The 25685-nt window shown below is 64.1% G+C and carries 19 protein-coding genes and 5 tRNA genes; 21 read left to right on the forward strand and 3 right to left on the reverse strand.

From position 1 onward, the window contains the following. Positions 1 to 3: 3 nt before the first annotated feature. The 3 genes from ACCQ10_RS05050 to hemA are packed head-to-tail and all read right to left on the reverse strand — an operon-like array spanning position 4 to position 4068. Positions 4 to 1710 carry an O-linked N-acetylglucosamine transferase, SPINDLY family protein gene (locus tag ACCQ10_RS05050; RefSeq protein ID WP_372362418.1) on the reverse strand — a complete coding sequence of 569 codons (1707 nt, stop codon included), beginning with the start codon at positions 1708 to 1710 and terminating at the stop codon, positions 4 to 6. Then, positions 1707 to 2792 carry a peptide chain release factor 1 gene (gene prfA, locus ACCQ10_RS05055; RefSeq protein ID WP_372362419.1) on the reverse strand — a complete coding sequence of 362 codons (1086 nt, stop codon included), beginning with the start codon at positions 2790 to 2792 and terminating at the stop codon, positions 1707 to 1709. The genes ACCQ10_RS05050 and prfA overlap by 4 nt, the downstream gene beginning before the upstream one ends. Then, entirely contained in the window at positions 2770 to 4068 is a 1299-nt protein-coding gene (gene hemA / locus ACCQ10_RS05060) for a glutamyl-tRNA reductase (protein ID WP_039411265.1), read from the reverse strand. The genes prfA and hemA overlap by 23 nt, the downstream gene beginning before the upstream one ends. Positions 4069 to 4133: 65 nt before the next feature. Here hemA and ACCQ10_RS05065 point away from each other — a divergent pair, with 65 nt between their 5' ends. From ACCQ10_RS05065 to rpoC, 21 genes are all read left to right on the forward strand, one after another. Beyond that, positions 4134 to 5822 (forward strand): tetratricopeptide repeat protein, encoded by a 1689-nt coding sequence (locus ACCQ10_RS05065; RefSeq protein WP_372362420.1) that lies wholly within the window; start codon positions 4134 to 4136, stop codon positions 5820 to 5822. Beyond that, positions 5819 to 6472 carry a lipoprotein insertase outer membrane protein LolB gene (gene lolB, locus ACCQ10_RS05070; RefSeq protein WP_372362421.1) on the forward strand — a complete coding sequence of 218 codons (654 nt, stop codon included), beginning with the start codon at positions 5819 to 5821 and terminating at the stop codon, positions 6470 to 6472. The genes ACCQ10_RS05065 and lolB overlap by 4 nt, the downstream gene beginning before the upstream one ends. Continuing rightward, positions 6454 to 7338, forward strand: coding sequence for a 4-(cytidine 5'-diphospho)-2-C-methyl-D-erythritol kinase (gene ispE, locus ACCQ10_RS05075; RefSeq protein WP_039565090.1), 885 nt, complete (start codon positions 6454 to 6456; stop codon positions 7336 to 7338). The genes lolB and ispE overlap by 19 nt, the downstream gene beginning before the upstream one ends. 3 nt (positions 7339 to 7341) lie before the next feature. Continuing rightward, positions 7342 to 7418: transfer RNA gene (locus ACCQ10_RS05080), tRNA-Gln, on the forward strand. Positions 7419 to 7577: 159 nt separating this feature from the next. Then, complete coding sequence (locus ACCQ10_RS05085) at positions 7578 to 8537, forward strand: ribose-phosphate diphosphokinase (protein ID WP_039411276.1); 960 nt, start codon at positions 7578 to 7580, stop codon at positions 8535 to 8537. A 111-nt stretch (positions 8538 to 8648) separates the two neighbouring features. After that, on the forward strand, positions 8649 to 9284 hold the full coding sequence (locus ACCQ10_RS05090; RefSeq protein ID WP_046964355.1) for a 50S ribosomal protein L25/general stress protein Ctc: 636 nt from the start codon (positions 8649 to 8651) through the stop codon (positions 9282 to 9284). A 51-nt stretch (positions 9285 to 9335) separates the two neighbouring features. Continuing rightward, positions 9336 to 9914, forward strand: coding sequence for an aminoacyl-tRNA hydrolase (gene pth, locus ACCQ10_RS05095; protein WP_047695374.1), 579 nt, complete (start codon positions 9336 to 9338; stop codon positions 9912 to 9914). A gap of 77 nt (positions 9915 to 9991) precedes the next feature. Further along, positions 9992 to 11083, forward strand: coding sequence for a redox-regulated ATPase YchF (gene ychF / locus ACCQ10_RS05100; RefSeq protein WP_372362422.1), 1092 nt, complete (start codon positions 9992 to 9994; stop codon positions 11081 to 11083). A 153-nt stretch (positions 11084 to 11236) separates the two neighbouring features. Beyond that, positions 11237 to 11322, forward strand: a tRNA-Tyr gene (locus ACCQ10_RS05105). Positions 11323 to 11351: 29 nt separating this feature from the next. Next, positions 11352 to 11425 (forward strand) — tRNA-Gly (locus ACCQ10_RS05110). A gap of 33 nt (positions 11426 to 11458) precedes the next feature. Beyond that, positions 11459 to 11534 (forward strand) — tRNA-Thr (locus ACCQ10_RS05115). A 46-nt stretch (positions 11535 to 11580) separates the two neighbouring features. After that, positions 11581 to 12771: an elongation factor Tu gene (tuf, locus tag ACCQ10_RS05120; protein ID WP_166752379.1), complete on the forward strand. Its 1191-nt coding sequence runs from the start codon at positions 11581 to 11583 to the stop codon at positions 12769 to 12771. 107 nt (positions 12772 to 12878) lie between these two features. After that, a tRNA-Trp gene (locus ACCQ10_RS05125) sits at positions 12879 to 12954 on the forward strand. A gap of 49 nt (positions 12955 to 13003) precedes the next feature. Continuing rightward, entirely contained in the window at positions 13004 to 13414 is a 411-nt protein-coding gene (gene secE / locus ACCQ10_RS05130) for a preprotein translocase subunit SecE (protein ID WP_039415354.1), read from the forward strand. Positions 13415 to 13427: 13 nt separating this feature from the next. Continuing rightward, positions 13428 to 13985: a transcription termination/antitermination protein NusG gene (gene nusG, locus ACCQ10_RS05135; protein WP_029219215.1), complete on the forward strand. Its 558-nt coding sequence runs from the start codon at positions 13428 to 13430 to the stop codon at positions 13983 to 13985. A 198-nt stretch (positions 13986 to 14183) separates the two neighbouring features. Continuing rightward, positions 14184 to 14612: a 50S ribosomal protein L11 gene (gene rplK / locus ACCQ10_RS05140; protein WP_039415357.1), complete on the forward strand. Its 429-nt coding sequence runs from the start codon at positions 14184 to 14186 to the stop codon at positions 14610 to 14612. A gap of 3 nt (positions 14613 to 14615) precedes the next feature. Next, a complete protein-coding gene (rplA, locus tag ACCQ10_RS05145; RefSeq protein ID WP_039415360.1) occupies positions 14616 to 15314 on the forward strand; it encodes a 50S ribosomal protein L1 in 699 nt (232 codons plus the stop codon). A 547-nt stretch (positions 15315 to 15861) separates the two neighbouring features. Next, the gene (rplJ, locus tag ACCQ10_RS05150) at positions 15862 to 16395 is read left to right on the forward strand and encodes a 50S ribosomal protein L10 (RefSeq protein WP_029219217.1); all 534 of its coding nucleotides are present in this window, start codon (positions 15862 to 15864) and stop codon (positions 16393 to 16395) included. A gap of 54 nt (positions 16396 to 16449) precedes the next feature. Further along, positions 16450 to 16815 carry a 50S ribosomal protein L7/L12 gene (gene rplL / locus ACCQ10_RS05155; protein ID WP_039414348.1) on the forward strand — a complete coding sequence of 122 codons (366 nt, stop codon included), beginning with the start codon at positions 16450 to 16452 and terminating at the stop codon, positions 16813 to 16815. A 298-nt stretch (positions 16816 to 17113) separates the two neighbouring features. After that, the gene (gene rpoB, locus ACCQ10_RS05160; RefSeq protein ID WP_166743989.1) at positions 17114 to 21265 is read left to right on the forward strand and encodes a DNA-directed RNA polymerase subunit beta; all 4152 of its coding nucleotides are present in this window, start codon (positions 17114 to 17116) and stop codon (positions 21263 to 21265) included. 154 nt (positions 21266 to 21419) lie between these two features. Further along, on the forward strand, positions 21420 to 25637 hold the full coding sequence (rpoC, locus tag ACCQ10_RS05165; protein ID WP_047695307.1) for a DNA-directed RNA polymerase subunit beta': 4218 nt from the start codon (positions 21420 to 21422) through the stop codon (positions 25635 to 25637). Positions 25638 to 25685 lie beyond the last annotated feature (48 nt).

Genomic DNA, 25685 nt, shown 5'->3' on the forward strand with positions numbered 1-25685 from the left:
ACGCTAACCTCCCAACCACCCACTGCGCCGCGCAATGCCACGCAGCAGCGCAGCCAGATCATCTGCAAATCCATCCATATCGAAAACGCCACTGCGCAGGCGTTGTTCCGCCAATCGCACGCGCACACCACGCAAGGCATCCACATCGCTCGCCAGTTCGATCGCCTTGGCGACAAACGCAGCGTCATCGGCCACATTCATCTCATCCAGCCCCAGATCCCGATTCAGGCTGCCGGCCACGCGCGCGGCGAACGTCTCGCCGGGCGTCGTCAGCACCGGGCAGCCTGCCCATAAGGCATCGGAGGCCGTGGTGTGCGCGTTGTACGGGTGCGTGTCCAGAAACAGATCCGCATGCCGATAGCGCGCCAAATACTGCGGATGCGGCAACTTCGGCATGAACACCAGCCGCTGCGGGTCCACGCCCTGTGCCTGCGCCACCGCGCGCAGTCGCGCATCGGCCCGGCCCGGCCCGGACAGCAGCCACAACACACTGCCGGGCACCACGCGCAACACCGCCAGCATGCGCGCCATGCTGCGTGGAGTGAGTTTGTAGCTGTTGTTGAAGCAGCACAGCACCACACCCTGCTCAGGCAAGCCGCACTCCGCACGCGGGGGCGGTTGCACAACCGTGCGCGAGGTGTCCGACGGTTGAAACACGCGGGGCAGGCGCAGCACCTGTTCGCTGTAAAACGGCTCCAGTGGCGGCGGCAGTGCAAACGCATCGCCCAGCACATGGTCCATCCAGGGCGCACCCGAGGTGCCCGGATACGCCAGCCAGTTGAGCTGCACCGGCGCTGGCCGCAGTGCGAACACTTCCGGGCGCCCGCCACCGCCCCAGCCGCGCAGATCGAACAGCAGATCGATGCCCTGGTCCCGGATGTGCTGCGCGGTCGCCAGGTGCCCCAGTGCGGTGACGTCATGCAGGCGCGTCGCCTGCGCCAGGCGTGCACGAATCTCGCTGCCATCGTCATGGCTGGTCGCGAACAGGTGCACCTGCATGTCCGGCTGACGTCGCTGCAGCGCTTCGAACAAGGCCACGGTCAGCAAGCCGGTGGGGTGCGCGCCAAAGCCGTTGGACACGAAGCCGAGCCGCAGCGCACCGCGGCTGCGCACCGTGACTGCAGGCAGCGGGCGTAAAGACGAGGCAATCGCCTGCGCACGGGTGCGGGCACACGCCAGTTGCTCGGCCGCGCTGGCGTCCTCGCTCAGGAAGGCGAACGGCTCCACTGCCGCCTCGCCCCGCGCCACGGCGGCACGCACGTGCGCAGCCAGTGGTTCCAGTTCGCGCCAATCGCACAGGCGGCGTCGCCAATTGAGCAACTGCGCGGTGATGTAGGGTTCGTCGGGCAGCAACTGATGCGCACGCGCATACGCGTCAGCCGCCTGCTCCGGTTGACCGGCATCTTCCAACGCGTGGCCAAGCCACAACGCGATACCGGGATGCTGCGGCACCAGGTCCGAGGCCTGTTGCAGCAAGGTGGCGGCGTCTGCATGGCGCTGCTGCGCCCAGCGTACCCGGCCCAGCCGTGCAATCGCCTCCGGGTGACCCGGATGCATGGCCAGGGCGCGTTGTACCGCCACCTCGCCGGCGGTGCTGTTGCCCATGCCCAGCTCAGCATCGGCCAACATCAACCAGGCGACAAAGTCCCCCGGTTGGTGCCGCACCGCCTCGCGCAGCTGCAGCAGCTCGCGCGGGACGTTGGCACTCACGGGCTGTCGCTCAACCGCGCCAGTTCGTCGGCCTGATGCTCGTGCAGCAAGCGCGCGATCAGGGCATCCAGATCGCCTTCGATGATGTTGGGCAGGTCGTACAGCGTCAGCCCTTCCACACGATGGTCGGTGATGCGTCCCTGCGGAAAACTGTAGGTGCGGATGCGCTGGCTGCGATCGCCGCTGCCCACCTGCAGCTTGCGCGTCTGCGCTTCGGCGGCGGCGGCCTTGCTGCGTTCGGTGTCCAGCAACTGCGCCTTCAGGCGCTTCATCGCCTTGTCGCGATTGGCGTGCTGGCTGCGTTCGGTCTGGCATTCCACCACCACGCCGGTCGGCACATGGGTGATGCGGATCGCCGATTCGGTCTTGTTGACGTGCTGTCCGCCTGCACCGGACGAGCGGAAGGTATCCACTTTCAGATCGGCCGGATTGATCGCGATCTCTTCCACGTCATCGGCCTCGGGAATGATCGCCACCGTCGCCGCCGAGGTGTGGATGCGGCCCTGCGACTCGGTCGCGGGCACGCGCTGCACGCGGTGCGTGCCGGATTCGAACTTCAGCCGCGAATACGCGCCACGCCCGACCACCCGCGCCACCACCTCCTTGTAGCCGCCATGTTCGCCGGGGCTGTCGGATTCGATTTCGACCTTCCAGCCCTGGCGCTCGGCGTAGCGCGCGTACATGCGGAACAGGTCGCCGGCAAAGATGGCCGCTTCGTCGCCGCCGGTGCCGGCGCGCACTTCCAGGAACAGGTTGCCGTCATCGCGCGGGTCGCGCGGCACCAGCAGCAGCGCCATTTGCGCATCCAGCTCGTCCAGGCGTGCCTGCGCGGCGGCGATTTCCTCGTCGGCCAGCTCGCGCATTTCCGGGTCGCTGCGCAAGGCCTCGGCCGCGCTCAGGTCGGCCTTGGTGCGCGCTTCGTCTTCCAGCGCCACTGCCACCGGCTCCAGCTGCGACAGTTCGCGCGACAAGGTGCGGAACTTATCGTTGTTGCCGACCACATCCGGGTCGGACAACAGGTGCTGCAGTTCTTCGCGGCGCTCGGCCAGCGCTTCGAGCTTACGGCGCAGGGTCGGCGTCATCTGTCCTCACGATCGGGGTAGCTACAGGGGGATGTTGGTAACCGGGCTTTTCCGGAAACAGCCGGTCGGCCGCACTGGTCAGTTCCAGGTCGTTGTTCAGCGCCGCATCGCGCAGCGCAGCGGTGGGCGGATGCAGCAGACGGTTGGTCAGCGCATGCGCCAGCTGTTCCAGCACTTCGTCGGCCGGCTTGCCGTTGCTCAACTGTTGGCGTGCCTTGGCCAGCAACTCGTCACGGGTGCTGTCGCCGAATGCGCGCAGGCGCTTGAGCGGCGCCTGGCGTGCGTTGGCCTGCACGGTCTCGACGTAGCGTGCCACCTGCAGGTCGATGATGGCTTCGGCCTGATCGGCGGCCTCGCGGCGGCTGCGACGGTTGTCTTCGACCGCGCGCTCCAGATCGTCCACCGTGTACAGGTAGGCATCGCCCAGCTGCGCCACCGAGGCCTCGATGTCGCGCGGCACCGCCAGGTCGAACAGCAGCATCGGCTTGCGCTTGCGTGCGCGCAGCGCCTGTTCGACCTGGGCGCGCGTCACCACCGGCTCGCGCGCGGCGGTGGCCGAGAACACCACATCGGCCTCGGCCAGGTGGCGTTCCAGGTCGGTCAACGGCAGCGCATAGCCGCCATGCTGGCTGGCAAGCGTCTGCGCATGGGCGAGGGTGCGGTTGGCGATCAGCAGGCGCCGCACGCGACCCTCGCTCAGATGCTTGGCCGCCAGCTCGATGGTCTCGCCGGCACCGACCAGCAGCACGGTCGATTCGTTGAGCCGGGCGAACGATTCCTGCGCCAGCCGCACCGCCGTGGACGCCACCGACACCGGATTGGCACCGACCCGGGTATCGGTGCGTGCGCGCTTGGCCACCGAAAAGGTCTGCTGGAACAGCCGATCCAGGCCGCTGCCCAACGCGCCATGGGCCCGCGCCACCGCCCAGGCATCCTTCACCTGGCCCAGGATCTGCGGCTCGCCCAGTACCATCGAATCCAGCCCCGTGGCCACCCGGAACAGGTGACGTACCGCGTCGGCATCCTGGTGTTGGTACAGATACCCGCTCAGCCCGGGAGCGTGTGCGTCCAGCCAGCCGGCCAGCGTCTGCGCGTCGTCGGCCATCGCATACAGCTCGGTACGATTGCAGGTGGACAACAGCGCCGCCTCGCGCACCTGCGGCAACGTACGCAACGATTCGAGCGCACGCGGCAGTGCCTCACCGGCGAACGCTGCACGTTCGCGCAGGTCCACAGGAGCGGTCTGGTGATTCAGTCCGAGCACCCACAACGTCATTGTTCAGTTGCTTGCGATAAGCTGGCGGCCATTCAGGGCCCCATTTTACGGCCCGGTTGCCCCCGATGCCTGTACCGATTCGCATCCTGAGTGTTCTTTTGCTGGTCGCAGTCTCCACCAGTGCCACTGCAGCACCCAAGAAAGCACCGCCCGCGCCACCCGCCAAGGCTGCCGGCGCCACCTCGCTGGAACCCGTGCTCGCTGGCGAATTCGCCTTGCAGGCCGGGCAACTGGACGATGCCGCCCGTGCCTACCTGGACGCCGCCAAGGCCGAAGCCGGCGACGCCGGGCTGGCCGAACGCGCCGCCCGCATCGCCATGCTTGCCAACGACGACCCGCGCGCCATCGAGGCGATGGCGCTGTGGCGCGCCCGCGCGCCGTCGTCGATGTCGATGCGCAGCACCGAGGCATCGCTGGCCTTGCGCCGCAACGACCTGCGTACCGCCCGTCGCGATCTGCTCGGCCTGCTCAAGGAACCCGACCCGCGCGGCTGGCGTTTTGCGTTGATCGCCCTGGCCAATGGCGGCCGCGAGCCTGAAGCCTCTGCCGACGTGCTCGAGGACCTGGTCAAGGCCGGGGCCATCCCCAACCAGATCGAGGCCTGGCAGGAATTCGGCCGGCTCGCGTTGCGCATGGAGCGCCCGGCGCTGGCCAAGCGCATCGTCGATGAAGTGGTGCGCCGCTTCCCCGAAGAGCCACGCGTGGCCTTGCTGCATGCCACCCAGTTGCAGCAGGAAGGCAAGAACGACGAGGCATTGGCCTTGCTGAAGGCGGTCGAGCCGCAGGCGGTCAAGGATTCCGAACTGCGCGGCGCGCTGGCCTTCGCCTACGACGCCATGGGCCAGACCGAAGCGGCCGCACGCGTGCTCTCCACCGGGCCGCAGGACACCCAGACCTACGGGTTGCGGGCCTCCATGCTGGCCAAGGAAAAGGACCGCAGCGCGCTTCAAGCGCTGTACGGCGAGCTCAAGAGCAATGCCACCAAGCCGGATCCGGATCGCCGCCTGCTATTGGGCAAGATCGCCGAATTCCTCAAGCGTTACGACGAAGCGGTGGAATGGTACCGCGGCGTGCCGGGCGGCCAGCAGCTGAGCGAGGCGCGGTTGCGCGCGGCCAGCGCGTTGTACGAACTGGGTCGCAAGCCCGAGGCGCTGGCCGAAGTGCGTGCCCTGCAGGGCGATGCCAGTGCCGACGACGATGCCCGTCGCGATGCGTACGTGCTGGAGGCCGAGCTGCACCAGCGCGCCGAGGATGCCCCCGGCGAGCTGGACGCCTTCGAACGCGGCCTGGCCGCCTATCCGGACGACAGTGCACTGCTGTACGCCCGTGGCCTTGCGTGGGAGCGTCGCGACGACGTGCCGCGGGCTGAGGCCGACCTGCGCAAGATCCTGGTGGCCGAGCCGGAAAACGTCGCCGCGCTCAACGCGCTGGGCTACACCCTGGCCGATCGCACCACGCGCTACAAGGAAGCGCTGGCGCTGATCGACCGCGCCCGGACCGCCGACCCGGACAACCCGGCCATCGTCGATAGCTACGGCTGGGTGCTGTACCGCATGGGGCGCAACAAGGAGGCCCTGGTACAACTTCGCCGTGCCTGGGCGCTGGTCAAGGACCCGGAAATCGCCGCCCACGTGGGCGAGGTGCTGTGGGTCAGCGGCAAGCAGGACGAGGCGCGGCGTTATTTCGATGAAGCGCGCCGGCTGGACCCGGACAATCGCGCGCTGCAGCGCGCCGTGGAAAAGTTCGGCCTATGAACCGCGGGATCCGCACGCTGGCCCTGAGCGGGCTGGTGCTGGCTGCGCTGTCCGGCTGCGTGAGCGTGCCGCGCGGGCAGGGCGGCGGAGCAGCGGTGGTCGAACAGGTGTCCGACCAGGCCCGCCAGGCAGAAGCCACGCGCCAGGCCTGGCTGCAGGCCCACCCCACCTGGTCGTTCCAGGGCCGGGTGGCGATCAGCAAGGGCCGTGACGGCGGCAGCGGCCGCATCGACTGGCAGCAGAATGGCCCGCAATACCGCGTGCAGCTCAGTGCGCCAGTGACCCGGCAGAGCTGGGTGCTTACCGGCGACAGCGCCACCGGCGCCGGCCGGATCGAAGGGCTGGATGGCGGCCCGCGCAGTGGGCCGGACGCAGAGCAGGTGTTGCTCGAGGCGACCGGCTGGACCATTCCGGTCAACCGGATGGCGGACTGGGTGCGCGCGCTGCGCATCGCCGACACCGCTGCGCAGCATGTGGACCTGGATGCCGCCGGGCGCCCGCGCACCGTGCAACAGGGCGGCTGGACCATCGAGTTCCTGGCCTGGGCTCCTGCTGGTGACGGTCAGCCCGAGCTGCCGCAACGTATCGAAGCCCACAACGGCAGCGCCAAGGTGCGCCTGCTGGTCGATCAATGGACGGTCTCGCCCTGATGTCGGCGCAGGAAGGGTGGTCAGCATGGCCCGCGCCGGCCAAGCTGAACCTGTTTCTACAGATCGTCGGGCGCCGCGCCGATGGCTACCACCTGCTACAGACCGTGTTCCGGCTGCTGGACTGGGGGGACACCATTCATCTTCGTTTGCGCGGCGATGGCCTGATCCGGCGTATCGGCGAGAGTCTGCCCGGCGTTACGGAAGACGACGATCTGGTGATTCGCGCCGCGCGGCTGCTGCAATCGGCCGCTGGCACGGACGCGGGTGCCGAGATCCGGGTCGACAAACGCATCCCCGCCGGTGGCGGTTTCGGTGGCGGCTCCTCGGATGCGGCAACCGTGCTGGTGGCGCTCAATGTCTTGTGGGGCCTGGGTTTGCCGGTCGATGCGCTGGCCGGGCTGGGCTTGCAACTGGGTGCGGACGTGCCGGTGTTCGTGCGCGGGCACAACGCCTGGGCCGAGGGCGTCGGCGAGCAATTGACCCCCATCACACTCCCGGACGCGGCTTATGTGCTGGTCGATCCAGGTGTTCACGTGCCCACGCCGGCCTTATTTCAATCACAGGAATTGACGCGGGATGCCGCGCCCGCGAAAATAGCGGACTTCGCTTCCGGTTCTCTGCTCGACAATGCATTCGAGCCGGTCCTGCGGCGCCGTGAACCCGCTGTCGAGGCCGTGTTCCTGGCGCTGTCCAGGATCGGAACGCCGCGTTTGACCGGGTCGGGAAGTGGGTGCTTCGTCGAATTCGCCACGCGCGCTGCTGCAGAGCAGGCCATGGCGCAGTTGCCGGGCAGCCTGCGGGCGTGGGTTGTGAAGGGTGCAGCGCACTCGCCATTGCTCGACGCACTGGACGCGAGACAAGTTTGATGCAGGGGCGTCGCCAAGAGGCCCAAGGCACCAGGTTTTGATCCTGGCATTCGTAGGTTCGAATCCTACCGCCCCTGCCAATGTGTTGATGTGGGTCGCTCTGCAAGAGGTGCAGATGCAGATTCGTCTGCAGGCTCCCGCAGCTTCATGTGCGCAGATCGAGGTACGGCCGGGTAACGGCGTGGCTCCTCTGCTCTTCCGCCGACCCGCACGCTCTTCGCCGCCGCCCGAGAGATCCCATGCAAGATCAACGTAACCTGCTGGTGTTCTCCGGCAATGCCAACAAGCCGCTTGCCCAGAGCATCTGCAAGGAGCTCGGCGTGCGCATGGGCAAGGCGCTGGTCACGCGCTTCTCCGATGGCGAGGTGCAGGTCGAAATCGAAGAAAGCGTGCGCCGGCAGGAAGTGTTCGTCATCCAGCCGACCTGCGCGCCGAGCGCCGAGAACCTGATGGAGCTGCTGGTGCTGATCGACGCGCTCAAGCGCGCCAGCGCCCAGTCCGTCACCGCGGTGATCCCGTATTTCGGTTATTCGCGCCAGGACCGTCGCATGCGCTCCTCGCGCGTGCCGATCACCGCCAAGGTCGCCGCCAAGATGATCTGCGCGATGGAGGCCGACCGCGTGCTGACAGTCGACCTGCATGCCGACCAGATCCAGGGCTTCTTCGATGTGCCGGTGGACAACGTTTATGCCTCGCCGCTGCTGCTGGCCGATATCTGGCGCGCCTACGGCACCGACAACCTGATCGTGGTGTCGCCGGACGTGGGTGGCGTGGTGCGCGCGCGCGCCGTCGCCAAGCGCCTGGATGACGCTGATCTGGCCATCATCGACAAGCGCCGTCCGCGCGCCAACGTCGCCACCGTGATGAACATCATCGGCGACGTACAGGGCAAGACCTGCGTGCTGGTGGACGACCTGGTCGATACCGCCGGCACCCTGTGTGCGGCTGCCGCTGCGCTCAAGCAGCGCGGTGCGCTCAAGGTGGTGGCCTACATCACCCACCCGGTGCTGTCGGGCCCGGCGGTGGACAACATCAACAATTCGCAGCTCGACGAGCTGGTGGTCACCGACACGATCCCGTTGAACGAAGCGGCGCGGACCTGCCCCAAGATTCGTCAGCTGAGCGTGGCCGAACTGCTGGCCGAGACCATTCGCCGCATCGCCTTCGGCGAATCGGTCAGCTCGCTCTACGTCGACTGATCTCCCATTCGGTGCCCGGATCTCCCGGGTGCCGGTACCACGTCTCTCCTGGTCGCGGGTGAGACGCTTCATCGCCGCGAGGCGGTATTCCAAACTAGGTAGTGAAACAACATGGCAAAGACTCACGAAATCAAGGTCGAGCGCCGCGCAGACGAGGGGAAGGGTGCGAGCCGCCGCCTGCGTCACGCTGGCGTCATTCCGGCCATCGTCTACGGTGGCGAACTCGAGCCGGTCAGCATCCAGCTCAACCATGAGCAGATCTGGCTCGCCCAGCAGAACGAGTGGTTCTACTCGTCGATCCTGGACCTGAACCTCAATGGCGACGTGCAGCAGGTGCTGCTGCGTGACATGCAGCGCCATCCGTTCAAGCAGCTGATCATGCACATCGACTTCCAGCGCGTCAGCGCCAACGAGAAGCTCAGTGCTGCTGTGCCGCTGCACTTCATCAACGAAGCAACCTCGCCGGCCGGCAAGTCCAGCGAAGTGGTCGTGACCCACGAGCTCAACGAAGTCCAGGTGGTCTGCCTGCCGAAGGACCTGCCGGAGTTCATCGAAGTCGACCTCGGTGCCCTGGAAGTGGGCAACGTGATCCACCTGTCCGAGATCAAGCTGCCGGCCGGTGTTGAAATTCCGGAACTGAAGCTGGGCAAGGAACACGACGTTGCTGTGGTTGCTGCCAAGCACGTGCGCGTCGAGGAAGAAGACGCTGCCGGTGAAGAAGGCAGCGAAGGCGCAGAGACCAAGTAATCCGTTGGCCGATTCCTCGCAGCATGTGGGGAATCGGCTGCGGTCACTGGCATGTCTGCACTTCGTCTGATCGTCGGGCTGGGTAATCCAGGTCCCGAACACGCGCAAACCCGGCATAACGCCGGGTTTCGTTTCGTCGATGCCCTCGTCGAGCGCAGTGGCGCCCGCTGGGGTCTGGACAGCAAGTTGTTCGGCGAGACGGCCAGGGTCGATATCGCCGGTCAGCCCGTCTGGCTGCTCAAGCCGGCGACGTTCATGAATCTCAGTGGTAAATCGATCACCGCCGCATTGCGGTTCTGGAAGATCGAGCCGGAGCAGATGCTCGTCGCCCACGACGAACTGGATCTGTCACCCGGCACGGCACGGCTCAAGTTCGACGGCGGGCATGGCGGCCAGAACGGTCTGCGTGACACCATCCGCCTGCTCGGCCATGGCAAATTTCACCGCTTGCGCGTCGGCATCGGTCATCCCGGTCACAAGGACCGCGTGGTGCCCTGGGTGCTGGGACGGGCAGGGCGCGAGGACGATGTGGCGATTGGTCAGGCGATAGATGCGGCCATCGACGTGCTGCCGCTGGCAATGGATGGCAATTTCAACGAGGCGATGAAGCGCCTGCATACGGAAAAATAGAGAATGGGGAATCGGGAATGGGAGGAGCGTTGCTCTTGCCATTCTCGATTCCCGATTCTCCATTCACTGGAAAACCCATGGGTATCAAATGCGGCATCGTCGGCCTGCCCAACGTCGGCAAGTCGACCCTGTTCAATGCGCTGACCAAGGCGGGCATCGCTGCGGCCAATTTTCCGTTCTGCACCATCGAGCCCAACGTCGGCATCGTGCCGGTGCCCGATCCGCGCCTCAACCAGCTGGCCGAGATCGTCAAGCCACAGAAGCTGATTCCGACCGCGGTCGAGTTCGTCGACATCGCCGGCCTGGTGGCCGGTGCGGCGAGCGGTGAGGGCCTGGGCAACAAGTTCCTGGCGCACATCCGCGAAGTGGATGCGATCACCCACGTGGTGCGTTGCTTCGAGAACGATGACGTCATCCACGTCAACAACAAGGTCGACCCCATTTCCGATATCGAAACCATCGATACCGAGCTGGCGCTGGCCGACCTGGACAGCGTGGAAAAGGCACTCAATCGCGCCGAGCGCAGTGCCAAGGGCGGCGACAAGGAGGCTGCGGCACGCAAGCCGGTGCTGGCCAAGCTGCAGGCGGCGCTGGCTGATGGAAAGTCGGGGCGTACGGCCGGCCTGGATGAGGAAGAGAAGGCGCTGGTGCGCGATCTGTTCCTGCTCACGCTCAAGCCGGTGATGTACATCGCCAACGTGCTGGAAGACGGTTTCGAGAACAATCCGCACCTGGATGCCGTGCGCGCGCACGCTGCTGCCGAAGGTGCAGAAGTGGTGCCGGTCTCTGCCGCGATCGAAGAAGAGCTGTCCCAGCTGGACGACGGGGACCGCGATACCTTCCTGGCAGACCTCGGGCTGAGCGAGCCTGGCTTGAATCGCGTCATTCGCGCCGCTTACACGCTGCTCGGCCTGCAGACCTACTTCACTGCAGGCGTCAAGGAAGTGCGCGCCTGGACGGTCAGGGCTGGCTCCACCGCGCCGCAGGCGGCGGCCGTCATTCACACCGATTTCGAGAAGGGCTTCATCCGCGCCGAGACCATCGGTTTCGATGATTTCATCAAGTATCGCGGCGAAGCCGGTGCGCGCGACGCGGGCCGCCTGCGTCTGGAAGGCAAGGAATATCGCGTCCAGGAAGGCGACGTGCTGCACTTCCGTTTCAACGTCTGATCCGATGCGCGCGGCGTCGTTCGCCGCGCGCTATCGGGTGTGACGAATAGTTCAAAATTTTTGTTGACACCGGGTGCGTCCCACAACAAAATAACGGGCTGCTTCACCCCGAACCGATTCGCTTCACCGCGCAACGGTTTGGTAGTAAAAGCTGGAGGGATACCCAAGCGGCCAACGGGGGCAGACTGTAAATCTGCTGGCTTACGCCTTCGGTGGTTCGAATCCACCTCCCTCCACCAGTTTCACGTTGTGGCATGCAGTTCCCGGCGCGGGAGTAGTTCAACGGTAGAACCTCAGCCTTCCAAGCTGATGGTGCGGGTTCGATTCCCGTCTCCCGCTCCATTGAACGCAAATGCATGGCATAATGCAAAACTCGCTCACGTAGCTCAGTCGGTAGAGCACCTCCTTGGTAAGGAGGAGGTCGAAGGTTCGATTCCTTTCGTGAGCACCATTACTCAATCGTCTTAACTCCAAACGATTACCGAGAACTTGCACCCATGGCAAAAGCTAAATTCGAGCGCACCAAGCCGCACGTGAACGTCGGCACCATCGGTCACGTCGACCATGGCAAGACCACGTTGACCGCCGCGCTGACCAAGATCGGTGCAGAGCGTTTCGGTGGCGAGTTCAAGGCGTATGACGCGATCGACGCAGCGCCGGAAGAAAAGGCGCGCGGCATCACGATTTCGACCGCGCACGTCGAATACGAATCCCCGACCCGCCACTACGCACACGTTGACTGCCCCGGCCACGCCGACTACGTCAAGAACATGATCACCGGTGCGGCGCAGATGGACGGCGCGATTCTGGTGTGTTCGGCCGCTGACGGCCCGATGCCGCAGACCCGTGAGCACATCCTGCTCTCGCGTCAGGTCGGTGTGCCGCATATCGTCGTGTTCCTGAACAAGGCCGACATGGTCGACGACGCCGAGCTGCTCGAGCTGGTCGAAATGGAAGTGCGCGAGCTGCTCAGCAAGTACGACTTCCCGGGCGACGACACCCCGATCATCCACGGTTCGGCCCGTCTGGCGCTGGACGGTGATCAGAGCGAGATCGGTGTGCCGGCCATCCTGAAGCTGGTCGACGCCTTGGACAGCTTCATTCCGGAGCCGACCCGTGACGTCGACCGTCCGTTCCTGATGCCGGTCGAAGACGTATTCTCGATCTCCGGCCGCGGCACCGTGGTGACCGGTCGTATCGAGCGCGGCATCATCAAGGTGGGCGACGAAATCGAAATCGTCGGCATCCGCGACACGCAGAAGACCACGGTCACCGGCGTGGAAATGTTCCGCAAGCTGCTGGACCAAGGCCAGGCAGGCGACAACGCCGGTCTGCTGCTGCGCGGCACCAAGCGTGACGACGTGGAGCGTGGCCAGGTGCTGTGCAAGCCGGGTTCGATCAAGCCGCACACCGAGTTCGAAGCCGAAGTCTACGTGCTGTCCAAGGACGAGGGTGGCCGTCATACCCCGTTCTTCAAGGGCTACCGTCCGCAGTTCTACTTCCGCACCACCGACATCACTGGCGCGTGCCAGCTGCCGGAAGGCGTGGAGATGGTGATGCCGGGCGACAACGTCAAGATGGTCGTGACCCTGATCAACCCGGTCGCGATGGACGAGGGTCTGCGCTTTGCAATCCGTGAAGGCGGCCGCACCGTCGGCGCCGGCGTGGTTGCCAAGGTCATCAAGTAAGCAGTGCCTGCAGTTCGGCGACTTCGGTCGCCGATTTGCGCGAATGGCGGGCCGGCTGAACCTCGGTCCGCCTTCGTTGTCTTGGGGTTTGCGGTAAACGAGTACATACGCCAGTAGCTCAATTGGCAGAGCAGCGGTCTCCAAAACCGCAGGTTGGGGGTTCGAGTCCCTCCTGGCGTGCCACTCCTCTTTCCGGCCCAGCGATTCGGGTCAGATCGGTAACTAGAGCCGGATGAATAGCAAAATCGAGCCTTCCAAAAGCGCGTCTGCTGCCAGCGCTGATATTGTGAAATATGTGATCTCTGCGATCCTGGTGGTTGCGGGGCTGTTTGTGTGGTTCTGGTTTTCCGCTCCCGAGCGCGCGACTCAGCTGGGCGCCTGGACGCCGCAGTTGCGCGCGCTGGCGGTCATCGTCGGGTTGGTGGCGGGTGCGTTTGTATTTTTGGGGACCGGCAAGGGCCGTGAAACCCGTGAATTCATGTCCGAATCCAGGTTTGAGTTGCGTAAGGTGGTCTGGCCGACGCGCCAGGAAGCCATTCGCACCACCTGGGTCGTGATCGTTGTTGTGATCATTCTGAGTTTGCTGTTGGGCGGCTTCGACTTCGTCATCCAGAAGCTCACGCAGTGGTTCCTGGCTCGTTGAGGAGAATCAAGCAGTGAAGCGTTGGTATGTCGTTCACGCCTATTCAGGCTTTGAAAAATCCGTCGCGCAGGCGTTGCGCGATCGCATCGTCCGCACCGAGATGGAAGATCGTTTCGGTGAGGTGCTGGTGCCGACCGAAGAAGTCATCGAGATGCGCGCCGGCCAGAAGCGTCGCTCCGAGCGCAAGTTCTTCCCCGGCTACGTGCTGGTGCAGATCGAGACGCATGAAGAGGCCGGCATTCCGCGCATCGACAACGAAAGCTGGCACCTGGTGAAGGAGACTTCCAAGGTGATGGGCTTCATCGGTGGTACGGCCGACCGTCCTCTACCGATCCGTGACGAAGAGGCGGACGCCATCCTGCAGCGTGTTCAGGACGGCGTTGAAAAGCCGCGTCCGAAGGTGTTGTTCGAACCGGGGCAGATGGTGCGCGTCACCGACGGTCCGTTCAACGACTTCAATGGCGTCGTCGAGGAAGTCAATTACGAGAAGAGCAGGCTGCGCGTTGCCGTACTCATCTTCGGTCGCTCCACACCGGTCGAGCTTGAGTTCGGGCAGGTCGAGAAGGGTTGACCCTCGGTGGGTGCCGGCTAGGCGCCTGCCTCAGATACTGTTATAGTGCGCGGCTCGCTGACCTGGCGACCGCCGGGAAATATTGGCTGCCGCAAGGCGGCCATCTGCGTGTAATGACAACGCGAAGCCGGGACGCGTGATTCTCCCGGTCCGATGGGGAGCCTGCCGTGCAGGCGCTAGCACCCGGAGAGCATCGAAATGGCTAAGAAGATAGTTGCGTACATCAAGTTGCAGGTGAAGGCCGGTCAGGCCAATCCTGCGCCGCCGGTCGGCCCTGCACTGGGTCAGCGCGGTCTGAACATCATGGAGTTCTGCAAGGCGTTCAATGCAGCGACCTCCAAGCTGGAACCGGGCCTGCCGACGCCGGTGATCATCACTGCGTATTCGGACCGCACCTTCACCTTCATCACCAAGAGCACCCCGGCCAGCGTGCTGCTCAAGAAGGCTGCAGGCGTCACGTCCGGCTCGAAGCGTCCCAACACCGACAAGGTGGGCAAGGTCACGCGCAAGCAGCTGGAAGAGATCGCCAAGACCAAGGAAGCCGATCTGACGGCAGCCGAGCTCGAAGCGTCGGTTCGTACGATTGCGGGTACTGCCCGCAGCATGGGTTTGACGGTGGAGGGCTAAGACATGGCACAGACCAAGCGCGTTAAGGCCATCGCGGCCGCTGTCGTTCCGGGCAAGACCTATGCCTTCGAGGACGCAATCAAGATCCTGAAGACCGCCACCAAGGCCAAGTTTGTCGAGTCCATCGACGTTGCCGTGCGTCTGGGCGTGGACGCCAAGAAGTCCGACCAGCAGGTGCGCGGTTCCACCGTGCTGCCGGCAGGTACCGGCAAGAGCGTGCGCGTTGCCGTGTTCGCACCGGCCGGTGCCAAGGCTGACGAAGCCCTGGCGGCTGGTGCCGAGGCAGTGGGCATGGACGACCTGGCCGAGAAGATGCAGGCCGGCGACCTGAGCTACGACGTGGTCATTGCCACCCCGGACGCCATGCGCGTCGTCGGTAAGCTGGGCACCCTGCTGGGCCCGCGCGGCCTGATGCCGAACCCAAAGGTCGGCACCGTGTCGGCGAACCCGGGCGAAGCAGTCAAGAACGCCAAGTCGGGCCAGGTGCGCTACCGCACCGACAAGGCCGGCATCATTCACTGCACGATCGGCAAGGCCAGCTTCGATGACGAAGCGCTGAAGTCGAACCTGCAGGCCCTACTGGCCGATCTGCTGAAGGCCAAGCCGGCGACCTCCAAGGGCACCTACCTGCAGAAGGTGTCGGTCAGCTCGACCATGGGTCCGGGCGTGACGGTCGACCAGTCGAGCCTGTCGCTGAAGTAATTGAATGCGTCAGGCGTCATGCGCCTGACGTGTTTGTGGAGTAGAGCATTGTTTTTCCGGCCCGGGTGACCGTGTGCTGGGAGTCCGTTCCCTCCTTTGGGGTAACGGACATTTTGAAGGCGATCGCCGGCGTGTCCGGCGGTAGCCGTCAAAGACCGCAGGCGCGGTCAGCGCAGGTCGACGACGGGCACGGATGCTCGCACTGGCAGGGAGTCGCCGTCGACGTAGCGGGATCGCTTAATCGGTTCGTTTTCGAACTGGCCGGCGTAGATGGTGTCGCCCTTCTGGAGCTTTCTGGTTTACGCGCGTCTGGGACATCCCGGATCGAGTCCACTCCAGGTCTAGAACGGCCACCAACGGAACATCGGTCGATGTTCCCGGCTTCCAGGATGGAGGCTGCCCTGGACCGCAACCGGCAGGAGCCGCGAGCGGAGTAGTTTGAAGCGGGGATTAGCGATTCGGCATTTGGGATTGGCAACGGCGGCGTGATCGCTGTGACGAATTCCGAATCACCAATTCCGAATCCCGGCTTTAACGGAGGAGTGCAATGGCTCTCAATCTGTCCCAGAAGCAAGACGTAGTCGCCGAGCTGGCAGACATCGCCGCCAAGGCCCACTCCCTGATCGCCGCCGAATACGCTGGCACCACGGTCTCCCAGATGACCGCGATGCGCAAGCAGGCCCGCGAGACCGGCGTGTTCTTGAAAGTCGTCAAGAACACCCTGGCCGTGCGTGCCGTCGAAGGTACCGAATTTGCTGTCGCGTCCGACAAGCTGGTTGGTCCTTTGGTGTATGCGTTTTCGATGGAGGAACCCGGCGCTGCCGGGCGCCTGATCAAGGAATTCGCCAAGAGCAACGAGAAGCTGCAGGCCAAGGTTGTGGCAATTGGCGGGGAACTGTTCCCGGCCAGCCACGTCGACGTGTTGGCCTCGCTGCCGACCCGTGACCAGGCCCTGGCCATGCTGGCTCGCGTGCTGTCCGAACCGGCTGCGATGTTCGCCCGTGCCGTCAAGGCCGTCGGCGACAAGCAGGGTGGTGGCGACGAAGCCGCCGCGCCGGCTGCCGAGACTGCCGAAGCTTGATGTCCTAGCGTTTGCTAGAACCCAATCCAGAATCAACTCTTAAAGGTAATCACAATGTCCCTTACCAACGAACAGATCGTCGACGCCATCGCCGAGAAGTCCCTGATGGAAGTGATGGAGCTGGTCAAGGCCATCGAAGAGAAGTTCGGCGTCTCCGCCGCCGCCCCGGTCGCAGCCGCTGCTGCTGGCCCGGCCGCCGTGGTCGAAGAGCAGACCGAGTTCACCGTGGTGCTGACCAGCGCCGGCACCAACAAGGTTGCCGCGATTAAGGCTGTCCGTGGCGTGACCGGCCTGGGTCTGAAGGAAGCCAAGGATCTGACCGAAGCCGGTGGCACGCTGAAGGAAGGCGCCACCAAGGACGAAGCCGAGAAGATCAAGAAGGAACTGACCGAAGCTGGCGCGACGGTCGAAATCAAGTAAGCAACACCTTGCATCGCCAGCGTTTCATGGTGATGCACTGAAGGCTGGGGGCGTAAAGCTCCCGGCCTTTGGCCGTTTCGGACGTGAGTCGGAGTGAGGGTCGGAAAGTCGCATTTGCAAGGTGTGTGCTCTTCCGATTCCCGAATCCCCATTCCCGATTCCCGGCCTTACCGAGTTGGTAGTTGGAAGTAGCGGGAGAAGGCGTGCTGGTGCCGGCAATACCAGCGACTTCCAACTGACAATTTTGTTATTTCAGGGCCGCCGCGACGTGGCCCCCGCAGCCTAGGGTGAAGACCTCATGACGTCTTATTCGTTCACCGAAAAAAAGCGTATCCGCAAGGACTTCGGCAAGCAGCGCTCGATTCTCGAAGTGCCGTTCCTGCTTGCCATCCAGGTGGATTCCTATCGCGAATTCCTGCAGGAAGACGTGGAGCCGACCAAGCGCAAGGACCTCGGTCTGCATGCCGCTCTGAAGTCGGTGTTCCCGATCTCCAGCTACAGCGGTAACGCTGCGCTCGAGTACGTGGGCTACAAGTTGGGTCAGCCGGTGTTTGACGAGCGTGAATGCCGTCAGCGTGGCATGAGCTATGGCGCGCCGCTGCGCGTGACCGTGCGCCTGGTGATCTACGACCGTGAGTCGTCGACCAAGGCCATCAAGTACGTGAAGGAGCAGGAGGTCTACCTCGGCGAAATTCCGCTGATGACCGGCAACGGTACCTTCATCGTCAATGGCACTGAGCGCGTGATCGTCTCGCAGCTGCACCGCTCGCCGGGCGTGTTCTTCGACCACGACCGTGGCAAGACCCACAGCTCGGGCAAGCTGCTGTACAGCGCCCGCATCATTCCGTACCGCGGCTCCTGGCTGGACTTCGAGTTCGACCCGAAGGATGCGCTGTTCACTCGTATCGACCGTCGCCGCAAGTTGCCGGTGTCGATCCTGCTGCGTGCGCTTGGCTACAGCAACGAAGAGATGCTGGCCGAGTTCTTCGAGATCAACACCTTCCACATCAATCCGGACGAAGGCGTGCAGCTGGAGCTGGTGCCGGAGCGCCTGCGTGGTGAAACGCTGAACTTCGATCTGGCCGATGGCGACAAGGTCATCGTGGAAGCGGGTAAGCGCATCACTGCGCGTCACGTCAAGCAGCTGGAAGCTGCCGGCGTTGCCGCGCTGGCCGTGCCGGACGACTACCTGGTCGGTCGCATCCTGTCGCACGACGTGGTCGATGGTTCCACCGGTGAGCTGCTGGCCAACGCCAATGACGAAATCAGCGAAGACCAGCTGGCGGCGTTCCGCAAGGCCGGCGTCGATGCGGTCGGCACCCTGTGGGTGAACGATCTGGACCGTGGTCCGTACCTGTCCAACACCTTGCGCATCGATCCGACCAAGACGCAGCTGGAAGCGCTGGTGGAAATCTACCGCATGATGCGTCCGGGCGAGCCGCCGACCAAGGAAGCTGCGCAGAACCTGTTCCACAACCTGTTCTTCACCTTCGAGCGCTACGACCTGTCGACGGTCGGCCGCATGAAGTTCAACCGCCGCGTCGGCCGCAAGGACGTGCTGGGCGAATCGGTGCTGTACGACAAGAAGTACTTCGCCGAGCGCAACGACGAAGAATCCAAGCGCCTGGTCGCCGAGCACACCGATACTTCCGACATCCTGGAAGTGATCAAGGTGCTCACCGAAATCCGCAACGGTCGCGGCGTGGTCGACGACATCGATCACCTGGGTAACCGTCGTGTGCGTTCGGTCGGCGAAATGGCCGAGAACGTGTTCCGCGTGGGCCTGGTCCGCGTCGAGCGCGCGGTCAAGGAGCGGTTGTCGATGGCCGAATCCGAAGGCCTGACCCCGCAGGAACTGATCAACGCCAAGCCGGTGGCTGCCGCAATCAAGGAATTCTTCGGTTCCTCGCAGCTGTCGCAGTTCATGGATCAGAACAACCCGCTGTCGGAAGTGACGCACAAGCGTCGCGTCTCCGCACTGGGCCCGGGCGGTCTGACCCGCGAACGCGCAGGCTTCGAAGTGCGCGACGTGCATCCGACCCACTACGGCCGCGTCTGCACCATCGAAACGCCGGAAGGCCCGAACATCGGCCTGATCAACTCGCTGGCCGTGTTCGCCCGCACCAACCAGTACGGCTTCCTCGAGACGCCGTACCGTAAGGTGCTGGACGGCAAGGTCTCCGACGACGTCGAATACCTCTCGGCGATCGAAGAAAACGAGTACGTGATCGCCCAGGCGAATGCGCTGACCGATGCCAAGAACATGCTCACCGAGCAGTTCGTGCCGTGCCGGTTCCAGGGCGAATCGCTGTTGAAGCCGCCGTCCGAAGTGCATTTCATGGACGTCTCGCCGATGCAGACCGTATCGGTCGCTGCGGCGCTGGTGCCGTTCCTGGAACACGACGACGCCAACCGCGCACTGATGGGCGCCAACATGCAGCGCCAGGCCGTGCCGACGCTGCGTTCGCAGAAGCCGCTGGTTGGTACCGGTATCGAGCGTGCAGTTGCGCGCGACTCGGGCGTGACCGTGAATGCGTTGCGTGGTGGCGTGATCGAGCAGATCGACGCGGCCCGCATCGTGGTCAAGGTCAACGAGGCAGAAATCGGCGGCGGCACCGATGCCGGCGTGGATATCTACAACCTGATCAAGTACACCCGCTCCAACCAGAACACCTGCATCAACCAGCGTCCGCTGGTGAACGTGGGCGACGTGATCGCGCGCGGCGACGTGCTGGCCGACGGCCCGTCCACCGACATCGGTGAACTGGCGCTGGGTCAGAACATGCTGATCGCCTTCATGCCGTGGAACGGCTACAACTTCGAAGACTCCATCCTGCTCTCCGAGCGCGTGGTGGAAGAAGATCGTTACACCACGATCCACATCGAAGAACTGACCTGCGTTGCGCGCGACACCAAGCTGGGGCCGGAGGAAATTTCCGCCGATATCCCGAACGTGTCCGAGCAGGCGTTGAACCGCCTGGACGAGAGTGGCGTGGTGTACATCGGCGCAGAAGTGCGCGCCGGCGACATCATGGTCGGCAAGGTCACGCCGAAGGGCGAAAGCCAGCTGACCCCGGAAGAAAAGCTGCTCCGTGCGATCTTCGGCGAGAAGGCGTCCGACGTGAAGGACAGCTCGCTGCGCGTGCCTCCGGGCATGGACGGCACCGTCATCGACGTGCAGGTCTTCACCCGCGACGGCATCGAGAAGGACAAGCGTGCGCGTCAGATCGAAGAGTCCGAAATCAAGCGCGTCAAGAAGGACTTCGACGACCAGTTCCGCATCCTGGAAGCGGCCATCTACGCACGTCTGCGCTCGCAGATCGTGGGTAAGGTCGCCAACGGCGGCGCGAACCTGAAGAAGGGCGACAACGTCACCGACGCATATCTGGACGGGCTGAAGAAGTCCGATTGGTTCCAGCTGCGCATGAAGGACGAAGACGCTGCCGACGCCATCGAACGCGCACAGAAGCAGATCCAGGCGCACGAGAAGGAATTCGAAGCACGTTTTGCCGACAAGCGCGGCAAGATCACCCAGGGCGATGACCTCGCACCGGGCGTGCTGAAGATGGTCAAGGTGTTCCTGGCCGTGAAGCGCCGCATCCAGCCGGGCGACAAGATGGCGGGCCGCCACGGCAACAAGGGTGTGGTTTCCAATGTCGTGCCGGTGGAAGACATGCCGTACATGGCGACCGGCGAGCCGGTGGACATCGTGCTGAACCCGCTCGGCGTGCCGTCGCGTATGAACATCGGCCAGATTCTGGAAGTGCATCTGGGTTGGGCCGCCAAGGGCCTGGGTCGCAAGATCCAGCGCATGCTGGAAGCACAGGCGGCGGTGAGCGAGCTGCGCAAGTTCCTCAACGACATCTACAACCACGACGGCGCGATCAGTGCCGAGCGCGTGGACCTGTCGCAGTTCAGCGATGAAGAATTGCTCAACCTGGGCAAGAACCTGATCGACGGCGTGCCGATGGCCACCCCGGTGTTCGATGGCGCCAGCGAAGCCGAGATCAAGCGCATGCTGGAACTGGCCGACCTGCCGCAGAGCGGTCAGACCCAGCTGTACGACGGTCGCACCGGCGAGGCGTTCGATCGCAAGACCACGGTTGGCTACATGCACTACCTGAAGTTGAACCACTTGGTCGACGACAAGATGCATGCCCGTTCGACCGGCCCGTACTCGCTCGTGACCCAGCAGCCGCTGGGCGGCAAGGCGCAGTTCGGTGGTCAGCGCTTCGGCGAAATGGAAGTCTGGGCGCTGGAAGCCTACGGCGCGGCCTACACCCTGCAGGAAATGCTGACGGTGAAGTCCGACGACGTGCAGGGCCGCAACCAGATGTACAAGAACATCGTCGATGGTGAGCACGAGATGGTCGCGGGCATGCCGGAATCCTTCAACGTGTTGGTGAAGGAAATCCGCTCGCTGGCGATCAACATGGAACTGGAAGAGTGATGAACCGGGACTCGGGACCCGGGACCGGGGACACGGAAAAGCAGGGGCTTCGCGCTTCTCGTTTTTCCGGGTCCCGGGTCCCGGGTCCCGGTCCCGAGATCACGCGTTTCCCGCCCATCTCAGATACGAAATTCCTCCGACCCGGAGATATCAAATGAAAGACCTGCTCAACCTCTTCAATCAGCAGCGCCAGACGCTGGATTTCGACGCGATCAAGATCGCGCTGGCGTCGCCGGACCTGATCCGTTCGTGGTCCTACGGCGAAGTGAAGAAGCCCGAAACCATCAACTACCGTACCTTTAAGCCCGAGCGTGACGGCCTGTTCTGCGCCGCCATCTTCGGACCGATCAAGGACTATGAGTGCCTGTGCGGCAAGTACAAGCGCATGAAGCACCGTGGCGTGGTCTGCGAGAAGTGCGGCACCGAAGTCACCCTGGCCAAGGTGCGCCGCGAGCGCATGGGCCACATCGACCTGGCCTCGCCGGTGGCGCACATCTGGTTCCTCAAGTCGCTGCCCTCGCGCATCGGCCTGATGCTGGACATGACCCTGCGTGACATCGAGCGCGTGCTGTACTTCGAAGCCTATGTCGTCACCGAGCCGGGCCTGACCCCGCTCGAGCGCCGCCAGCTGCTGACCGAAGAGCAATACCTGACCGCACGCCAGGAGTACAACGACGACTTCGACGCGGCCATGGGCGCCGAGGCGGTGTATGAGCTGCTGCGCACGATCGACCTGCAGTCGGAAATGACCCGCCTGCGCGAAGAAATCGCCAGCACCGGTTCGGAAACCAAGCTCAAGCGCCTCACCAAGCGCATCAAGCTGATCGAAGCCTTCCTGGAATCGGGCAACCGTCCGGAGTGGATGGTCATGACCGTGCTGCCGGTGCTGCCGCCGGACCTGCGTCCGCTGGTGCCGCTGGATGGTGGTCGCTTCGCGACCTCGGATCTGAACGATCTGTACCGCCGCGTGATCAACCGCAACAACCGTCTGCGTCGCTTGCTCGAGCTCAATGCGCCCGACATCATCGTGCGCAACGAAAAGCGCATGCTGCAGGAATCGGTCGATGCGTTGCTGGACAACGGCCGTCGCGGCCGTGCCATCACCGGCACCAACAAGCGCCCGCTGAAGTCGCTGGCCGACATGATCAAGGGCAAGCAGGGCCGGTTCCGTCAGAACCTGCTCGGCAAGCGCGTGGACTACTCCGGCCGTTCGGTCATCACCGTCGGTCCGTACCTCAAGCTGCACCAGTGCGGCCTGCCGAAGAAGATGGCGCTGGAGCTGTTCAAGCCGTTCGTGTTCGCCAAGCTGCAGCGTCGTGGCCTGGCCACCACCATCAAGGCCGCCAAGAAGCTGGTCGAGCGCGAAGAAGCCGAAGTCTGGGACATCCTGGAAGAGGTCATCCGCGAGCATCCGGTGCTGTTGAACCGTGCGCCGACCCTGCACCGTCTGGGCATCCAGGCGTTCGAGCCGGTGTTGATCGAAGGCAAGGCCATCCAGCTGCATCCGCTGGTGTGTACTGCGTTCAACGCCGACTTCGACGGTGACCAGATGGCCGTCCACGTGCCGCTCTCGCTGGAAGCCCAGCTGGAAGCGCGTGCGCTGATGATGTCCACCAACAACATCCTGTCGCCGGCCAACGGCGAGCCGATCATCGTGCCGTCGCAGGACGTGGTGTTGGGCCTGTACTACATGAGCCGCGCCCTCGAGAACAAGAAGGGCGAGGGCATGGTGTTTGCGAACACCAGCGAAGTGAAGCGCGCTTACGACAACCGCGTGGTGGAACTGCACGCCAAGGTCAAGGTCCGCATCACCCAGGTGGACGTGGACGCGGTGGACGGCAAGCGCACCAGCGGCACCTCGATCGTGGATACCACGGTCGGTCGTGCGCTGCTGAGCGAAATCCTGCCCGAAGGCCTGCCGTTCCAGCTGGCCAACACCGAGATGACCAAGAAGAACATCTCGCGTCTGATCAACTCCAGCTACCGTCTGCTGGGCTTGAAGGACACCGTCGTGTTCGCCGACAAGCTGATGTACACCGGTTATGCGTACGCCACCCGCGCCGGCGTGTCGATCGGCATCGACGACATGCTGATCCCGGACGAGAAGAAGGGCATCCTCACTGAGGCAGAAGCCGAAGTGCTGGAAATCCAGGAGCAGTACCAGTCGGGCCTGGTCACCGCCGGCGAGCGCTACAACAAGGTCGTGGACATCTGGTCGCGTACCAGCGAGCGCATCGCCAAGGCGATGATGGACACCATCGGTACCGAAAAGGTCGAAAACGCCAAGGGTGAGACCATCGACCAGAAGTCGATGAACTCGCTGTACATCATGGCCGACTCCGGTGCCCGTGGTAGCCAGGCGCAGATCCGTCAGCTGGCCGGTATGCGCGGCCTGATGGCGCGTCCGGACGGCTCGATCATCGAGACGCCCATCAAGGCGAACTTCCGCGAAGGCCTGAACGTGCAGGAGTACTTCAACTCCACCCACGGTGCCCGTAAGGGTCTGGCCGATACCGCGCTGAAGACCGCGAACTCGGGTTACCTGACCCGTCGTCTGGTCGACGTGGCGCAGGACGTGGTGATCACCGAAGTCGATTGCGGCACCACCGAAGGGTTGATCATGACCCCGATCGTGGAAGGCGGCGACGTGGTGGAGCCGTTGAAGGAGCGCGTGCTGGGTCGTGTGGTGGCCGAGGACGTGTACCTGCCGGGCAACGATGAAGAACCGATCGTCACCCGCAACACGCTGCTCGACGAAGCCTGGGTTGCCAAGCTCGAAGACGCCAGCGTGCAGTCGGTGAAGGTGCGTTCGACCATCAGCTGCGAATCCTCGTTCGGCGTGTGCGCACGTTGCTACGGTCGCGATCTCGCACGCGGTCACCAGGTCAATATCGGTGAAGCGGTCGGCGTCATCGCCGCCCAGTCGATCGGTGAGCCGGGTACCCAGCTGACCATGCGTACCTTCCACATCGGTGGTGCGGCGTCGCGTGCGGCGGCCGTGGACAACATCACGGTCAAGACCACCGGTTCGATCAAGTTCAACAACTTGAAGTCGGTCGAGCATGCCAATGGTTCGCTGGTCGCGGTGTCGCGTTCGGGCGAGCTGTCGGTACTCGACGGCCACGGTCGCGAGCGCGAGCGTTACAAGCTGCCGTACGGTGCCACCATCACTGCCAAGGACGGTGACGCAGTGAAGGCCGGGCAGGGCGTGGCCAACTGGGATCCGCATAACCACCCGATCGTATCGGAAGTGGCCGGTTTCATCCGCTTCATCGACTTCGTCGACGGCGTCACCGTCATCGAGAAGACCGACGAGCTGACCGGTCTGGCCTCGCGCGAAATCACCGACCCGAAGCGTCGCGGTGCACAGGCCAAGGAACTGCGCCCGATCGTGCGCATCGTCGATGGCAAGGGCAACGACCTGACCATCCCGAACACGGATCTGCCGGCCCAGTACCTGTTGCCGCCGCGCTCCATCGTCAACCTGCAGGACGGCGCCGCCGTCGGCGTGGGCGACGTGGTGGCGAAGATTCCGCAGGAAGCGTCCAAGACCCGCGACATCACCGGTGGTCTGCCGCGCGTTGCCGACTTGTTCGAGGCACGCAAGCCGAAGGATCCGGCGATCCTGGCCGAGCGTTCGGGCATCATCAGCTTCGGTAAGGACACCAAGGGCAAGCAGCGCCTGATCATCAAGGACACCGATGGTTCGGAACACGAGGAGCTGATCCCGAAGTACCGCCAGATCATCGTGTTCGAGGGCGAGCACGTGACCAAGGGCGAAACCGTTGTGGACGGCGAGCCGAGCCCGCAGGACATCCTGCGTCTGCTGGGCGTCGAGCCGCTGGCCGCCTACCTGGTCAAGGAAATCCAGGACGTGTACCGCCTGCAGGGCGTGAAGATCAACGACAAGCACATCGAAGTGATCACCCGCCAGATGTTGCGCAAGGTCGAGATCGTCGACCAGGGCAACAGCAAGTTCCTCAACGGCGAGCAGGTCGAGCGCCAGCGCGTCATCGAGGAAAACGCACGTCTGACCACGCGTAACGAACTGCCGGCCAAGTACGATCCGGTGTTGCTGGGCATCACCAAGGCCTCGCTGGCCACCGAGTCGTTCATCTCGGCGGCGTCGTTCCAGGAGACCACCCGCGTGTTGACCGAGGCGGCCGTTCGCGGTACCCGCGACAACCTGCGCGGTCTGAAGGAAAACGTGATCGTGGGTCGTCTGATTCCGGCCGGTACCGGTCTGGCGTATCACGCCAGCCGTCGCAAGGCGTCGGGTCTGACCGACTCTGAAATGGAAACGCTGTCGGGCAAGCCCGCAGTGGCCGAACCGGTCGCAGCCGTGGCCGACGCTGGCGCGGACGAGGAGTAAGCGCTCCGACGGCGGTCGCAAGGCCGCCGTAAGCCAAGCGAAAAGGAG

It is taken from the genome of Xanthomonas sp. NCPPB 1325 (assembly GCF_041477645.2).
Classification (GTDB): domain Bacteria; phylum Pseudomonadota; class Gammaproteobacteria; order Xanthomonadales; family Xanthomonadaceae; genus Xanthomonas; species Xanthomonas cannabis.

Excerpts from the sequence above, each read along its gene's own strand:
- ispE (WP_039565090.1), top strand. The coding sequence starts at position 6,454 with ATGGACGGTCTCGCCCTGATGTCGGCGCAGGAAGGGTGGTCAGCATGG.
- lolB (WP_372362421.1), top strand. The coding sequence starts at position 5,819 with ATGAACCGCGGGATCCGCACGCTGGCCCTGAGCGGGCTGGTGCTGGCT.
- ACCQ10_RS05090 (WP_046964355.1), top strand. The coding sequence starts at position 8,649 with ATGGCAAAGACTCACGAAATCAAGGTCGAGCGCCGCGCAGACGAGGGG.
- ACCQ10_RS05085 (WP_039411276.1), top strand. The coding sequence starts at position 7,578 with ATGCAAGATCAACGTAACCTGCTGGTGTTCTCCGGCAATGCCAACAAG.
- rpoB (WP_166743989.1), top strand. The coding sequence starts at position 17,114 with ATGACGTCTTATTCGTTCACCGAAAAAAAGCGTATCCGCAAGGACTTC.
- prfA (WP_372362419.1), bottom strand. The coding sequence starts at position 2,792 with ATGACGCCGACCCTGCGCCGTAAGCTCGAAGCGCTGGCCGAGCGCCGC.
- rplA (WP_039415360.1), top strand. The coding sequence starts at position 14,616 with ATGGCACAGACCAAGCGCGTTAAGGCCATCGCGGCCGCTGTCGTTCCG.
- tuf (WP_166752379.1), top strand. The coding sequence starts at position 11,581 with ATGGCAAAAGCTAAATTCGAGCGCACCAAGCCGCACGTGAACGTCGGC.
- rplK (WP_039415357.1), top strand. The coding sequence starts at position 14,184 with ATGGCTAAGAAGATAGTTGCGTACATCAAGTTGCAGGTGAAGGCCGGT.
- hemA (WP_039411265.1), bottom strand. The coding sequence starts at position 4,068 with ATGACGTTGTGGGTGCTCGGACTGAATCACCAGACCGCTCCTGTGGAC.
- pth (WP_047695374.1), top strand. The coding sequence starts at position 9,336 with ATGTCTGCACTTCGTCTGATCGTCGGGCTGGGTAATCCAGGTCCCGAA.
- rplJ (WP_029219217.1), top strand. The coding sequence starts at position 15,862 with ATGGCTCTCAATCTGTCCCAGAAGCAAGACGTAGTCGCCGAGCTGGCA.
- secE (WP_039415354.1), top strand. The coding sequence starts at position 13,004 with ATGAATAGCAAAATCGAGCCTTCCAAAAGCGCGTCTGCTGCCAGCGCT.
- ACCQ10_RS05065 (WP_372362420.1), top strand. The coding sequence starts at position 4,134 with ATGCCTGTACCGATTCGCATCCTGAGTGTTCTTTTGCTGGTCGCAGTC.
- ychF (WP_372362422.1), top strand. The coding sequence starts at position 9,992 with ATGGGTATCAAATGCGGCATCGTCGGCCTGCCCAACGTCGGCAAGTCG.
- rpoC (WP_047695307.1), top strand. The coding sequence starts at position 21,420 with ATGAAAGACCTGCTCAACCTCTTCAATCAGCAGCGCCAGACGCTGGAT.
- rplL (WP_039414348.1), top strand. The coding sequence starts at position 16,450 with ATGTCCCTTACCAACGAACAGATCGTCGACGCCATCGCCGAGAAGTCC.